Raw genomic sequence first — 15,277 nt, 5'->3', positions numbered from 1 at the left:
ATAAAATTGACATAAGGCAATTCATGACAATTATAAAACTGAATAATGTAACCTATATCTATAGTGACGGCAATAAAGGCCTTAGCAACATCTCGTTAGAAATAAAAAAAGGAGAAAATGTTGCTTTAATGGGACCGAACGGTGCAGGCAAATCAACGCTTATCTATCACCTCAATGGCATTCTACCGGAAAAACACAATGAAAACATCATCATCGGCGAGCTTCCCATCAATAACAAAAACTTATCCGAAATTCGAGCTAAAGTGGGTATGTTATTCCAAAACTCCGATAACCAGCTTTTCATGTCAAGCGTGCGCGAAGATATTGGATTTGCTCCCTATAACTTTGGATCAAACGATATTGAAGCCAGGATAAACAATGCCCTGCTGATGACCGGAACCACTCACTTGCAACACAAACATCCTCTTCATCTTAGCTTAGGCGAAAAAAAATTGGTCGCACTGGCAGGAATACTGGCACAACAGCCTGAGATACTCGTACTTGATGAACCGGCAGCCGGCCTTGATCCCGGACAAAAGTCTACAACAGTGAGGCTCCTTAAAAATCTCACCTGCACCAAAATTATCGCAACACATGAACTTAACGTGGCACAATATCTATGCCAGCGAGTTATTATCCTTGAAAAAGGGAAAATTGCACAAGATGGCCCGATAGATATACTAAGGAATACTGACATACTAAAAAAATATAATTTACTGGAAGATTTCTAGTATCTCAAAATAAATCTCGTCAGATTAAGCTTTAATTCATAGCATCTTTACTAAACTGGTATTCTTCAGTCCGCTCCAATGCCTTTTTGATGCTCTTATGTTCGCTACCATCAAGATGCGGATCTATCTCAATAATATCGACGGCAATCTTACGAGCTTCCAGCAACAACGGTTCATCTTTGATAAAATCAGCCATTCTCATTGTCGGGAGCCCGCTCTGCTTGACGCCATAGAAGTCTCCCGGTCCCCGCAACTGCAAATCAAACTCTGCAAGTTTAAAGCCGTTTGTTGTCTCAGTCATCACCTTAAGCCTTTTACGGCCATCTTCCGATTTTGGGTTCCCTATGAGGATGCAATAGGACCGCAAGCTTCCCCGGCCTACCCTTCCCCGCAATTGATGAAGTTGGGATAACCCGAACCTTTCAGCATGTTCTATTACCATCACAGTAGCATTAGGAACATCAATACCAACCTCAATAACGGTTGTTGCAACAAGAAGCCGGATTTCCTTATTTCTAAACATCTGCATGACATTATCCTTTTCATCACCTTTCATTTTCCCATGAATAAGCCCTACCGGAAACTCAGGATATATATCAGTTTTAAGATATTCGTGCATATCTATTGCAGCTTTAAGATCAAGCTTCTCCGACTCTTCTACCAAAGGCAAAACATAATATGCCTGCTCTCCGTCTTTTAATTTCTTTCTGAGGAACTCAAGTACCTGTGTTGACTTCGTTACCCATTCGGTTTTTATCTCTTTTCTTCCCGGAGGCATTTCATCGATAACCGATTTATCGAGATCGCCATAAACAGTCAACGATAACGTTCGTGGAATTGGAGTCGCAGTCATTACCACGAGATCGGGGTTCTTCCCATATTTCTTCAGTGCTGCTCGTTGCATAACCCCGAAGCGATGCTGTTCATCAACTATTGCTAAGCCTAAATTAGGAATTTCAACTTTTTCCTGAATAAGCGCATGGGTTCCAATCACAACATCAACACTGTTACTGGCCACGTACTCAAGCACATTCCTCTTCTGTTTGGTTTTGAGCCTTCCAATAAGCAATTCCACTTTAATACCAAGTGGTTCAAGATATTTAAGAAGCTTTTTGTAATGTTGCTCGGCTAGAATCTCTGTCGGAGCCATCAGCGCTGCTTGATAGCCATTCTCAACTGCGACAATAATAGCGGCTACTGCAATCTCGGTTTTACCGGAACCGACATCGCCCTGAACAAGCCGGTTCATCGGATGAATTTTCTTCATATCGCCTTTAATTTCGTTAATAACACGCTGCTGGGCATTGGTTAATGAATAAGGAAGCGAATCAAGGTAGCGAACATATAATTGTGAATCCACATTAAAGCTAATTCCCTTTTCTCGATGCTGGTTAAGAAATCTCTTTTTTGCCAGAACAAGCTGCATCATAAAAAAATCATCGAACACAATTCTTCTTTTAGCGAGTGCATAGGATTCCCGGTCCTTCGGATAATGGAGATTATACAGAGCTTCCTTGATCCCCATAAGTTTATGCTGTTTGCGAAAAGCTTCCTCATAGAATTCATCAACATAGTTCAAATATCCGAGAAGAACACTATAGATCGACATACGGATCTTTTTTTGCACGATGCCCTTTGTTAAGTTATACACCGGAACAACTCGGTTCAAGGAAATATTATTCGCCATATCTTTATCCAGAATCTCATAATCGGCACACATCAACTGATATTCGCCAGTATAGTGATTGTACTCAACTTTACCGGACACAAAGAGACGATTTCCTTTCATTATGGTAGTTTCCAGGAACGCCTGATTAAACCAGACTACCGAAAGATACCCGTAGCCATCATGGATATTTGCCTTAAAAAGCTTATGCCGGTTCTTAGTAGTCTCCACTTTCGTAGCAACAACATCACCGACAAAAAACATTGTTTCGTTATTTTTAGCTTCCGAAATTTTAGGGATACGGCGTCTGTCTTCGTACGAACGCGGGAAAAAATAGATAAGATCATTTACAGTATAAAGCTCTAGCTTTTCAAAACATTTAGCTAACTTCGGACCAACACCTTTGATATATTGTATTGATGTTTTTAATTTTTCGTTCATGATTGTTTATCTTATAAAAAGCAAAATATCTTTTTCGGATTTAGTAAACTGCAAAGCCTATGAGTCCTGGTCCGGCATGGCATCCGACAACAGGGCTTAACTGAACAATTACCAGATCAACATGAGGATAGTACAGTTTAACAACAGTTTCAAGTTCTGGGACCAGAGTATCCGAATTACTATAAGCAAGCCCGACATATTCAAGTTCTCAAGAACTATTCTTCCATGTTTTAAATAACTTTTCAATCTCTTTTAGAACATTTCTGGTTTCTTCCGCAAATATCATTTTGATATCATTCAATGAGCCCGAATGTTCAAGGCTTTTCAGCGCTACAATTAGTTTTATTGCTGAACAGATAGACACAGGAAATGAGTCGAACACCTTACAGTACGAACTGCGTATTTCTTTACAATTTCATAAGGGATACCGATCGTTGAATCAATAACAAGCCCTATATTCATAGATCAACAATTTGCTTCTTCATATCATCAATCATAACGTTGGTTATCTTTCCCAGTTCAGAAGCTTTCTCCAGAACTTGATCAGGGTTATTGGTATGAATGTATATCTTGGCAAAATTATCGATGCCTTTATCGACAATAACACTATCTCCGTATGACTTAATAATTTTTTTGATATGATTATCATCGATATCGAGATTCTTTTGAATAATAAACGTAGTACAAAACTGATGAGTAATAGTTTTTCCCTCTTTAGCCTTGTCCGGTATTTCCTGAGAATCTATCACAGGCACATCTTTAACTGACCTAGCGGTAGCCAAGCGCAGCATACCTTCAAAAAAGAGAACCAGCCCTTTACCTCCAGCATCAACAACTCCGGCTTTTCTGAGTTCAGGCAATAAAGTTTTTGTTTTTTCAAGAGATTCACAAGCACCGTCATAAAAACTTGTCATCACTTCGATAAGATCTTCGCTTTTGCTTATACTTGCTAATGCAGCGTTAGCTCCATCATATGCTACGCTTAGGATGGTACCATCCTTTGGGCTTAGGATTCCTTCGCGCGCCGTCTGGGCAGCTCTATAAAAAGCATTGGCAATATCTTCGGCATCGAGCACTTCTTTATCTCCGATTGACTCAGAAAACCCTCTAAAAAACTGGGACAGGATCAGTCCTGAATTTCCTTTACTCCCCATCAATCCGCCTAAAGCGGCAGCTCGGGCAATCGAAGAGGTCAAATAAGGATTTTCAACTTTTCTGATTTCATTAAGGATCGAAGTAAAGGTAAGATACATGTTAGCGCCGGTATCAGCATCCGGAACAGGGAAATAATTAATCTCATCAAGATGATCTTTATGATGATAAACCCATTTAGCTCCTGCAATAATAAAATTTTTCAGCCTTATTCCATCACATTCTTTTAAGCTTGTTCTTGACATGACAATTCCCCATTATTTTTTATTATTTTAAATGTGACTTCAACGGATGGTTGTATCAGGTAAGCGCTTCAAGCTAATTTTATGAGCATCAAAGCAAATCCATCCATAATAAACGCTACGCTTCAATAATAAATATATTTTTGATACGTTCATTGATAGTAACATAAAATTGCATTGGTTGTCTAAATATTTCCATTCGCAGGAGTATATAAAAATGCACGGTTGCCCAAATTAGCTGAAATCTGAAATACAGATACGAATATTTCTATTACAGGATTTTTGAACCTATTGCCGAATAATATCCGAAAAAATACTTTACTAAGAAATCAAGGAATTTCTTTTAAAATTAACCATTGTTAATAAAAATACGCTGTGATATAATTTTTTCTCGCTAATGAAATGCATGGGAGGCAGTTAAATGTCAAAAAAATGTGATATTTGTGGAAAAGGTCCGATATTCGGAAATGCAGTAAGTCATTCTAATAAAAAAACCAGAAGAAAATGGTACCCTAATATACAAGCAATAACAATTCTTGTAAAAGGTATTAAGAAAAAAGTAAAAGCTTGCACATCTTGTATAAAGACAAATAAGCTCGAAAAAACCTTCTAATACTTGGATTGCCAAATTAATAGTTACTATAGCCTGATAATTATCAGGCTATATCTATTTTTATTTTATAGATTAAAAAGCTTTTAACGAGATCTCACATTATCGCTTCCCGGTAACTACAAAAAACATCTCGACTTACCACATTCTTTATTAAAACCCCCTTTGACCCAGGCAATTAGTTTTAAGTTCCCATGCCTTCCCTTCTTTTTTCGTTGTCAAAGACCGTTATGATCACAGAAGAACAACGATATTAGCATAATGCAACAATGTGATCATCTCCATGCAGCATAATCCCACATACAGATGCCACCGCTGAGCTTACTTTTCATACCAGCCATCCCGTTACAAAAATAATTACGTGATTGTGGACGGCATAACGAACAATCCTTCAGTTAATATAATCTTTTCTCACATTGGCACAAAAAATGATTAATCCTTTTCAATCACACTGGATGGCTGAATAAAACAAAAATATATACTTTTTTTGTTGAAGTAATAGTACAAATGATTAGGAGGTGAAATCCATGACAGAGTTACTAGCTGATTTTATTAAAAATGAAGAAGGACAAGGGTTAGTTGAATATGCCCTTATTGCAGCCTTAATCGCAGTTGCAGCTATCGTTGCATTAACCTTCCTTGGAGGGACAGTGAGCAACAAAATGAGAGCTATCGGCGACAACATCGCTACAGACACATGAAAGCTTGACCCAAATTATTAAATTTTTGCATTTATATATTATTATGATAAAATAAAAATATTACCTTACAGAAAAGAGGTGGATACCATGTTATCAGTAATAGCTAATTTTATTAAAGATGAAGAAGGACAAGGGCTAGTTGAATATGCTCTTATTGCAGCTTTAATCGCAGTTGCAGCTATCGTTGCATTAACCTTCCTTGGAGGGACAGTAAGCAACAAAATGAAAGCTGTCGGCGGCAACATCGCAGGTACCTAGTATTAAAAGGAAGCCCTACCATCTCGATAGGGCTTCCTTTTTTATTTTCTTACTTAATCTCAAAAGGTCTAGTAAATAAAACAAAAATGGACGTATTAATATTTTCTAAAGTTATTCTCGTCACAATTATAATAACAATCTCTGTTATCACTGACTTAGCCACAAGAAAAATATACAATATTTTGACTTTACCAGCCATATGCTGCGGACTCTTGTTCAACATGATCTATTTTTCTTTAAACAATTTTTCCCTTCGAGCAATTGCAGAAGGCTTTATTTTCAGTTTCTCGGGACTTATTATTGCACTCGTTGTCTTCTTTATTCTTTTTGCCTTCGGATGGTTTGGTGGCGGAGATGCTAAGCTTATGGGGGCAATAGGCGCATTTATGGGTTCTCACTTCATTATTTGGTGCATTTTGTATACATTGATAGCCGGAGGAATATGCAGCTTTTTTCTAATAATAAATGATATCGTAACAAAAAGAAAAAGGTCTCAAATTATTATATTCTTTATAAGTTTAAAAAATAAACTGCTCTATCGAATGCCACTCATATTTCCTGACAAAAAAAAATCTGCGACATTCACATATAGTATTGCAATTGCTATGGGGTTCGTAGCATCCCTATTAAAATTTAATATTTTAAAAATACCCTTTACCTGGTAATACAATGAAACTTGGAATTATATCCGATACTCATGGTGATTATTCCGCATGGGAATACATCCGAAATTATATCTTTCTCGATGTTGACGCCATCATTCACGCAGGAGACATCCTTTACGGTGCTGATTACGCCAACATGAAATCCTTCACGTCATCCCTGACAACTACTACCATTCCGATTTATGCTGCCCGAGGAAACTGCGATAAATATATGGCCCAGGAGATTCCTGACGGAATGATGTCCCATCCATATGGAACAGTAACCTTCGATAAAAAAAGAATTGTTTTTACTCATGGCGACATATATTTATCTTACATATCAAAAAAATTACTGGCAAAAGAATTACGGGCAGATATCCTGATCTCCGGACATACTCATATCTATAACTACCTTAAAGAAGACGGGATATATTTCATTAACCCCGGATCACCGGCATCCCCGAAAAATAACGAAAAAACACCAACAGTGATGATTTTAGAGGATACAAAACTTCATCTCATCAATAGCACTAGCGGATCAATAATTCAAACATATAATATTGACTAAAAGAATAGTTAGTTGACATTTTTGACCAGTTTAAGCCAAAGAATTCTTTTTAGTTACCAGGATTAAAGTCGACAGAATCTAAGTGGGAGTTACTCAGGAGAAATTAATTGCATTATTTAAACAAATTCCGGTTTACAAAGGCCTAAAATTAATTACATTATTTTCTTCGAAAATCCTAATTCTTCTTTTTTCAGAGGTAATATCAAGTTTCCTCGTCGAAAACTGCAACGTAACCCCCGGAAAGATAGAATTCTTGACATGGATCATTGGTTTGCCTTTTTCTTTAATGTAGTTAAGTATTTTATTCTTTTCTTCTTCTAAATACATATTATTTTTTTCAACTTCCAACTTCTTTTGGTTAAAATCTTCATAAATTTTTTCGAACTCATGGAACTCATCTGAGGCTAAATTAGGAGCAGCCAGGTATTGTTCAATATACTTTACTTCCGTATCTATCCCAACTAATTCAGATTTATTTGCTTGGATTTTAATCCCGATATTTTCAATTGCTTCCAATAATTCCAAATTTTCAGATAAGGTGATCACCATTTTACTCGCTTCTTTTCTAGAACCGAGATCATATGCGATTATTTTGCCATAACACTTAATATTACTGCCTAATATCCGGCTATCTTTGCCATCGTTGGTTAACAGCGCACCCGCTACAACGTTACTATACATAATTTCTTTTTCAACAATAAGCTTCTCTCCTGCATGAACTTTGCCAAATTGAATAAAGTTTACCTCGATATCTTTAACGGCCTTCACATGACCGCCGGTTTTATTGTTTATTCCACCTTTAATAACTATTGAACCTTTTGTCTCGACAGTTGCATTAATTATATCCTTAAGGATCAAAATATTTCCTTCGGATATTACGGTAAATCCATCTTTAACGCTACCACAAATTGTTATATCCCCTGGAAAGCGAATATTTCCTACCGAGTAATCGATATCAGATTTAATGAGAAGTGTAGTCGTAACTTTCGCCTCTTGATTTAAAAAAGATGCCGCACCATCAGCTTCAGCATAAACATACCGGCCATCCTCTGATAGGCTCGTATTTTCACCAATCGCTATACAGAATGTATTTCCATCAACTACCGGGATTATACTGCCGAAAACATCTATACCCTGTACCCCTTTTGAAGGTGGGATAATCTCAATTAATCTGCCGCCTTTTTTTACTGGAATAACATAACCAAGATCTCTATGATCTACCGATCCATTTTCCCGTTCTCTTGGTTTTTCCGCTTTAATCTCGTTCTTAAAAAACAAGATAAATTCTGTATCCTTGCCACTTTGCGGAGGTTTACCTTCAGCTATCCGAACATATTTATTGGATATTTTCTCTGCAATAATTCTTGTAACATTGGCCGTCAATATACCATACCCAATGCCTTTAGCTTTGAGAAATTGATAAAGTTTATCTTCAGTAGCAGCATCTATCTCATCACTGCCTACACTAATATCAGCATGTAACCTATCATCACTAAATCTTATTAACATCTGATCACTTAGTTTCCATCATCTAATATTTATAATATACATTAAATGTACTAAATATTACCCATTGTTATTATATTATCATATTAATCATTAAATACAAAAATTATTATCCGATGGTTTTTCAGAAATAACTATTATTGTCAGAAAAAAACCTTACTAAAATCCTATTCCAAATACAAAAGAAGAATTCTCGCGAAAAACACTCTCTTGCCCCAACATTAAGTATAGTTTCTCGAACACGCCTTTATTAAACGGACTATACTTCACTCGACAGTCAAGATTAAGGCCTTTATCGTATGGAAAATCAATTGACACATGGAGAGACTCATATTTTTTGTAATCCAAACCAAAGCCGGTTAATGATCTCATTATCCCTACACGACCAACAATATCCTGATTCAACTGTATACCCTGTTGTAAGTAATCCAGCTTATCTTTTCCACTACGATTGCTCAGGCCAATACCTGTTGAATAAATATCTGCATATTTCACGTCAAACCCTAGATCATAGAAGTTATTACTGTTTTTGGTTCTATTATTATAACTGGCATAAGGAACAAATTCAGTGTTTTCTATGGTGCTAAGAATTCTATTTGTCTTATCAAGTGCCAGATTCGTCTTTTTGATAGTTGTTTTTACCTCCGGCTCAGAAAGTAATTTATTAACACTTTGAATTGTCTCTCTTGTATCTTTAAGCAGCCCGGTAATATCAGTAGTAGTTCCTTTCTCTTGCATCATTCCATCAACAGATCCAAAAATACTATTAATTTTATCTGAGGCTTCTTTGATATTTTTCATTGCACTATCAGTATTTTTCAAAATAGCGTGAACATCATTAACAGCTTCCGGATTAAGAAGCTTTTTCCTCAAATCATTAACAAAGAGAGAAATACTAGACAAACTATCTTTTAATCCTGATACTTCTTCTGATGACGTAAATTTGCTGACACTCGAGAGTATTTCATCAAATCTTATGGTGATGGTATCAAGCCTTAATATTGTATCTTTAATCGATTTTTCAACTTCTGGCGAAGTAATTATATTGCGCAGTGTTTCCAACATTTTCTTGGTTTCTTCCAGGTTCTGTGTCCCGATATCGACAAAATCCACGAGGCCCCTAGACGCATAGCCAGGCAATACTGTGCCTGCTTTTAAAACTTCATCTGTAGGAACTTCAGCGAGAATATCCATATATTTTTCACCTATCAGCCCATCAAACGAGACTCTGAGCCTTGAACTTGCTGGAAGTACAACTCCTCGTTTAATAATAAGCGAAACCCTTATTCTGCGTGTTTGAGGCTCTATTTTTTCTACGAACCCGACCAGGTAACCTCGATATCGTACCTGTGAGCTGAGCAAAAGTCCGCTTACAGTCTCAAAATTACCATATATTCGATAACCGTATGCTTTAATATACAGACCACTTTTCCATAGAAGTCCGACAACTAAAATAATTACCGATAAAAAAGTAACAATACCTACCTTTGTAGCATTCGATAAATTCATTAATATTCCTTCCTTTCACTCGGTGTCACTATTCCATTTAAAAAGTGGTTGATAATAGGATTTTGATTTCTTTTAGCTTCATCCGGAGTTCCGGCTTCGAACAGCTTCCCGCTATGCATCATGATAATTCTATCTGAAGTATTATATATAGTGCTCAACTGATGAGTAACCACTATTGAAGTAACATCAAGCTCAGCATTCAATTTATTTATCAGGTTTTCGATGACAGTTGAGGTAATAGGATCTAATCCGGTTGTCGGCTCGTCATAAAGAAGTATTTTCGGACTCGTTGCAATCGCGCGTGCAAGGGCCACACGTTTCTGCATCCCACCGGACAATTCCGATGGCATTGTCCTCTCTATACCGGCAAGACCAACCATCTCCAATTTTTCAGCGACAATTTTATTAATTTTATTATCATCATAATCCGTATTCTGTTTCAGTCCAAAACCTACGTTCTTACCCACATCCAAAGAATCAAACAGAGCTGAAGACTGAAATACCATCCCGAACTTTAAGCGAAGTTTTGCAAGTCCCGTAGAGCTAAGTTTCGCAACATCATCGCCTTCAATCATGACTCGTCCAAAAGTTACAGGTTGAAGCCCGATGATGAGTCGCAGCATAGTGCTTTTCCCACACCCGCTTGGACCGATAATAGAGACTTTCTCTCCTTTGTTGATTGTCAGGTCAACATTATCAATTATAAGCCTGCTATCGAATATTTTTGTTACTCTCTCAAAATCTATCACGGTATCACCTAAAAATAATTTGCGACAAAAAATAGTTGGAGACAAATATGCTTACTAATGCGAGAACAACAGCACTTGTTGTTACTTCGCCAACACCTCGAGCACCACCTTTTGCGCTTAACCCTTTGTATGTAGCGATCATAGAAATAATCAAACCAAAAATAGGGCCTTTAATAAAAATACCTGGCCATATATCAGTAACTGTTAGCATTGTTGAAGCCGAGGTAAAATAGGATACCGGATTAACACTAAAGATAAATACAGAAACGAAATATCCGCCTAGAAAACCTATCAGGTCAGCAAAAATAATCAAGACCGGCAACATAAAAACGCAGGATAATACTCTAGGAGCAACAAGGTAATCAACCGGGCTTACTGCCATAGATTCCATGGCATCTATCTGATCAGTAACCTTCATAGAACCTAACTCTGCAGCAATCGCAGCGCCTATTCTACCGGCAAGAACAACAGCAGTAAGGATAGGAGCTAATTCCCGCCACACAGCTAGCCCAACAATTCCACCGACCATACTGATCGCACCAAGCTTCGAAAATTTAGTAACGATCTGCGTCGCAAATACCATGCCGACAAAAGCAGCAGTAGTCACCGAAACAGCCAGTGAGTTGACGCCAAGCCAAGCCATCTGATCAATAACATTCCGCATCTGGACCTTTCCTTTGACAATCGAACGCATTGCCCTGAGGCCCAGAATAGTGATATTACCTAACTCGTCAATGAAACTTATGACTAAAGAACCTAATAACTTAAACATTATATTTTTGCACCTTTAAAACTGCACTAGGTAAACATTCTACAATATCTGAGGCTATCAGACCATACTCTCCTTTATCAACAGCCGCAATGTCTCCAGCCAACCCATGCACATATGTCCCGGCAACAGCACTTTCAAAAACTCCATTACCCATAGCCAGCAGCCCGCCAATCACACCGGACAGCACATCTCCGGATCCGGCTGTCGCCATTCCCGGATTACCTGTTGTGTTCTCAATAGAACGTTCCCCATCTGTTATTAACGTTCTGTAACTTTTCAAAACGATAGTAATATTCAACTCTCCGGCAGCTCTTCTGGATAACTCAGTCCCGCTGCTTTGGATATCAGCAATCGACAAATCCATCAGCCGTGAAAATTCTCCGTAATGAGGAGTAATGATGACAGATGCTTTAATATGTTTCAATTCATGCCGATGAATATTGTTAATACCGTCAGCATCTAAAACAACCGGCTTTCTTAAATTTTTTAAAATATCCAAAATTATTTTTCTCGCGTTGGGAGAGACTCCCAAACCCGGTCCGATAACGAGTGCACTCGCTTTTTCCATGTCTGCTAATAACGTATCGATAGAATCATGCGAAATAGTTCCTAACTCGTCAGGATACCCCTTAATTACTGCCTCGGTAAAAGCAAGGTTAAAAAAGTTTACTAATAATAAAGGAGATGCAATATAGACTAAACCAGCTCCGGTCCTCATCGCGCCTCTGGCAACCAGACACGCAGCACCCATCATCCCGAAACTGCCGCCATACACCATTAACCGACCATAATCACCCTTGTACGAATCTTTTGCTCTAGGTTTAAAACACGCTGAAACGAGATTATTCATACTATTCCCTAGTCCTTCGAAATTATAAACATGCCGTAATGTGCCCTCCAATTAGGAAGCATCGCCACAACTTTCCCCTGTGTTTTGGTTCCTAATAAAGGGATTTCTTTGATTATAGCGATATTCTTTTCTTCACAAAAAGCTCTAAAATCTTTTATTGTCAGTATTCTCGTATTCGGAGTATCGTACCACTCAAATGGTAATGATTTCGTTTTTGGCGACCGTCCTGTAATCAACAAGTCCCAGCGGCACTTCCAAAAGCCAAAATTTGGGAAGCTTATAATAGCTTTCTTTCCCACACGAAGTATTTCGTTAATAACAAATTCGGTTTTCATAACAACCTGAAGAGTTTGGGATAATATGACGTAATCAAAGCACCCGTTCCCGTAATCGCAAAGTCCCTCATCAATGTTCCCCTGAAAAACGGTAAGCCCTTTGCTGACACAATTACCTATCTTCTCATCAAGTATTTCTATCCCGTATGCAGTAATCTTCTTCTCTTTTTTCAAAAGTGCCAGCAAATCGCCATCACCACACCCGATATCAAGGACTTTGCTGCCCTCTTCTATCAAATCAACGATAATTTGTAAATCGAGCCGCTTATGTGACGGTTCGTGGTATATTCCTTGAAAATGATACATAGTTTCCAACCTCTCAGTTAGCAAGTAAGCTTACTCAATATTTTCCAGAAAACCCCGAATCAACTTATCCTGCAACGGATTTTCAATTAAAAAAGAATCGTGGCCGTAAGCTGATTGTATTTCACAAAAAGACACATCGATATTATTTCCCCGTAACGCGCTTACCAGTTCCTTCGCCTGATAGGTAGGAAAAAGCCAGTCAGAAGAATATGACAAAACCAGGTATTTGTTCTTATAATCTTTTAAGGCATCCTGAAGACTAGCATACCCATCCGCCAAATCAAAATAATCCATGGCCTTTGTTAAATAGAGATAAGAATTCGCATCAAATCTCTCAGTAAAACTCTTTCCCTGGTGATGCAGATAACTTTCCACCTGAAATTCTGTTAACAGTTCATAGCTATAAGTATCACTGCCACGCAATTTTCTCCCGAATTTCTCGCGCATAGACGCATCGGACAAATAGGTTATATGTCCAAGCATCCTGGCAATTGATAACCCCTTGTGCGGATGATCTTTATGATAATAATCCCCTCTATTCCAATGAGGATCTCCGATTATCGCCTGTCTTCCGACTTCATTAAAGGCAATACTTTGGGCAGACAACCGCGCCGTTGTAGCGATGGCCATTGCAGCCTTTACCCGTTTAGGAAATAATTGTGTCCACTTAAGAACTTGCATGCCGCCCATCGATCCGCCAGCTATACAGTAAAGGACCTCTATACCGAGACAATCGATAAGCGCCTTCTGAGCTTTCACCATATCTTGAATTGTTATTACCGGGAAATCCATTCCGTAGGGTTTTCCAGTTTCGGGATTAATCGTAATAGGACCGGTACTTCCCTTACAACCGCCGATAACATTCGAGCAAATGACATAATATCTATTCGTATCAAACGGCTTACCCGGACCTATCATAATATCCCACCAGCCTGGTTTTTTCTCTTTCTCGTTATACTTCCCTGCCGCATGAGCATCTCCGCTTAAAGCATGACAGATCAGTACCGCATTACTTTTCTCTTTATTAAGATGACCATAAGTTTCATAAACAATCGTAATCGGGCCGATTATCTGTCCGCTCTCCAATACAAACGTACTTGGCGGCTCAGCAAAGGTAAATTTTCCAGTCTGGGTATTCAAGTCCTGATCCATACAATTCCTCGTTCTATCAAGAGTTTTTCACATCATCAGGGGAGAAAGTGCACTCCCCAGCGACAAAAAAAGCCTCTTACCATTATTGATAAGAGGCTAAAATATTACATTTCAACTTCTTATCTTCGCAGTTACACTGCTCAGGATTTGGCACCTGTTACTAAACAAGGTTGCCGTGGTTTCTTCGGGCCTGTCCCTCCACCACTCTCGATAAGATCTTCACCATAATGCTAACTGCGATGACATTATTTGTCAATATTTACAATTCAAAATCTTCACGCTTTAAGCTATTTTTTTCCATGATATCGTTAAATCTATCAGATATCTCTCCGGACGTCATCAGAGGCATCAATTCCTCATCCATCTCCTCTTTGGTCATAACGCCTTTCGATTTTCGATAGAACTTATAGGCATAATGGTTTACCTCTTTGTCGTAAGCCTCGCAGAGTTCCCCGAAATATAATTCCTTCTTAAATCCATAGCTTTTAACAAGTGACTTAACCTCTTTAGATTCAAGCCGCGTGTCCTTATCCTGATAATAATAACAGGTCTCATGACTCGTAATTACGACTTTAGTTAACTTACCTTTAGGAGACAATAATGTCATAAATCCCAAGCGGTTGTAATATTGCTGCAGCAAAAGAGGTGCTTCGCCTTTTTTCGGGAAATTATAGGTCTTGTACCCAATCAAACCCTTTTTTCTTAATCGTTTTCGTTCTGTACGAAGGTCATAATGATTAATCGATCTATCCGCAGGCAAAAATATCATGTCGACTTTATCATCAAGTTCGGAAACAGGGCGGACCCGCTTTAAATCTTTTTTCAAAATCCTTGACAGCTTTTCATTTTCAATATCAGCATAAACAGTAACGTTCATCTGACTGAATAAGTAGAGTTCTTCCATCGCAGATTGATCCAAGAACAGTATTGATTCTATGCCATATTCTTCAAAAACATTTTTCAAATTACTCATCATTCTTCTTATATCGAGAGTAAACGCATTGCTTACATTGAGAGAATAATCCATATATGACTCCCTTCGTCACTATAACCCCTAAATCCACTAAAGGTGGCTAATAGCGCTA

17 protein-coding genes and 1 riboswitch are annotated in these 15,277 nt (G+C 38.1%); of the genes, 6 read left to right on the top strand and 11 right to left on the bottom strand.

What is annotated here, in order from left to right:
- The first annotated feature begins 23 nt into the window (after window positions 1-23).
- Complete coding sequence (locus tag DKM50_11215) at window positions 24-731, top strand: cobalt ABC transporter ATP-binding protein (GenBank protein PZM78525.1); 708 nt, start codon at window positions 24-26, stop codon at window positions 729-731.
- 31 nt (window positions 732-762) lie between these two features.
- Here DKM50_11215 and DKM50_11210 read toward each other — a convergent pair whose 3' ends face one another.
- From DKM50_11210 to DKM50_11200, 3 genes are all read right to left on the bottom strand, one after another.
- Entirely contained in the window at window positions 763-2,838 is a 2,076-nt protein-coding gene (locus DKM50_11210; GenBank protein ID PZM78524.1) for a DNA helicase RecG, read from the bottom strand.
- A 40-nt stretch (window positions 2,839-2,878) separates the two neighbouring features.
- Complete coding sequence (locus DKM50_11205) at window positions 2,879-3,004, bottom strand: hypothetical protein (GenBank protein ID PZM78576.1); 126 nt, start codon at window positions 3,002-3,004, stop codon at window positions 2,879-2,881.
- A gap of 292 nt (window positions 3,005-3,296) precedes the next feature.
- Window positions 3,297-4,235: a hypothetical protein gene (locus DKM50_11200; GenBank protein ID PZM78523.1), complete on the bottom strand. Its 939-nt coding sequence runs from the start codon at window positions 4,233-4,235 to the stop codon at window positions 3,297-3,299.
- 418 nt (window positions 4,236-4,653) lie between these two features.
- Here DKM50_11200 and rpmB point away from each other — a divergent pair, with 418 nt between their 5' ends.
- From rpmB to DKM50_11175, 5 genes are all read left to right on the top strand, one after another.
- Window positions 4,654-4,845, top strand: coding sequence for a 50S ribosomal protein L28 (gene rpmB / locus DKM50_11195; GenBank protein PZM78522.1), 192 nt, complete (start codon window positions 4,654-4,656; stop codon window positions 4,843-4,845).
- A 524-nt stretch (window positions 4,846-5,369) separates the two neighbouring features.
- Window positions 5,370-5,543 carry a Flp family type IVb pilin gene (locus DKM50_11190; GenBank protein PZM78521.1) on the top strand — a complete coding sequence of 58 codons (174 nt, stop codon included), beginning with the start codon at window positions 5,370-5,372 and terminating at the stop codon, window positions 5,541-5,543.
- An 87-nt stretch (window positions 5,544-5,630) separates the two neighbouring features.
- The gene (locus DKM50_11185; protein ID PZM78520.1) at window positions 5,631-5,801 is read left to right on the top strand and encodes a Flp family type IVb pilin; all 171 of its coding nucleotides are present in this window, start codon (window positions 5,631-5,633) and stop codon (window positions 5,799-5,801) included.
- Between the two features lie 86 nt (window positions 5,802-5,887).
- Entirely contained in the window at window positions 5,888-6,466 is a 579-nt protein-coding gene (locus DKM50_11180) for a prepilin peptidase (protein ID PZM78519.1), read from the top strand.
- Between the two features lie 4 nt (window positions 6,467-6,470).
- Entirely contained in the window at window positions 6,471-7,013 is a 543-nt protein-coding gene (locus tag DKM50_11175; GenBank protein ID PZM78518.1) for a phosphodiesterase, read from the top strand.
- A gap of 132 nt (window positions 7,014-7,145) precedes the next feature.
- Here DKM50_11175 and DKM50_11170 read toward each other — a convergent pair whose 3' ends face one another.
- The 8 genes from DKM50_11170 to DKM50_11135 form a co-directional block, all read right to left on the bottom strand.
- Complete coding sequence (locus DKM50_11170; protein PZM78517.1) at window positions 7,146-8,522, bottom strand: hypothetical protein; 1,377 nt, start codon at window positions 8,520-8,522, stop codon at window positions 7,146-7,148.
- 156 nt (window positions 8,523-8,678) lie between these two features.
- Complete coding sequence (locus DKM50_11165) at window positions 8,679-10,028, bottom strand: hypothetical protein (protein PZM78516.1); 1,350 nt, start codon at window positions 10,026-10,028, stop codon at window positions 8,679-8,681.
- Complete coding sequence (locus tag DKM50_11160; protein PZM78515.1) at window positions 10,028-10,777, bottom strand: ABC transporter ATP-binding protein; 750 nt, start codon at window positions 10,775-10,777, stop codon at window positions 10,028-10,030. Before DKM50_11160 ends, DKM50_11165 begins: the two co-directional genes overlap by 1 nt.
- A gap of 4 nt (window positions 10,778-10,781) precedes the next feature.
- A complete protein-coding gene (locus DKM50_11155; GenBank protein ID PZM78514.1) occupies window positions 10,782-11,549 on the bottom strand; it encodes an ABC transporter permease in 768 nt (255 codons plus the stop codon).
- On the bottom strand, window positions 11,542-12,399 hold the full coding sequence (locus DKM50_11150; GenBank protein PZM78513.1) for an NAD(P)H-hydrate dehydratase: 858 nt from the start codon (window positions 12,397-12,399) through the stop codon (window positions 11,542-11,544). The genes DKM50_11155 and DKM50_11150 overlap by 8 nt, the downstream gene beginning before the upstream one ends.
- 8 nt (window positions 12,400-12,407) lie before the next feature.
- Window positions 12,408-13,040, bottom strand: coding sequence for a methionine biosynthesis protein MetW (gene metW, locus DKM50_11145; GenBank protein PZM78512.1), 633 nt, complete (start codon window positions 13,038-13,040; stop codon window positions 12,408-12,410).
- 30 nt (window positions 13,041-13,070) lie between these two features.
- On the bottom strand, window positions 13,071-14,192 hold the full coding sequence (locus tag DKM50_11140; protein ID PZM78511.1) for a homoserine O-acetyltransferase: 1,122 nt from the start codon (window positions 14,190-14,192) through the stop codon (window positions 13,071-13,073).
- Window positions 14,193-14,308: 116 nt separating this feature from the next.
- Window positions 14,309-14,409: riboswitch (SAM riboswitch) on the bottom strand.
- 42 nt (window positions 14,410-14,451) lie between these two features.
- Window positions 14,452-15,219 carry a hypothetical protein gene (locus DKM50_11135; GenBank protein PZM78510.1) on the bottom strand — a complete coding sequence of 256 codons (768 nt, stop codon included), beginning with the start codon at window positions 15,217-15,219 and terminating at the stop codon, window positions 14,452-14,454.
- Between the last annotated feature and the right edge of the window lie 58 nt (window positions 15,220-15,277).

It is taken from the genome of Candidatus Margulisiibacteriota bacterium, from assembly GCA_003242895.1.
Lineage (GTDB): Bacteria > Margulisbacteria > Riflemargulisbacteria > GWF2-39-127 > GWF2-39-127 > GWF2-39-127.
This window is presented reverse-complemented; position numbering and strand designations above follow the sequence as displayed.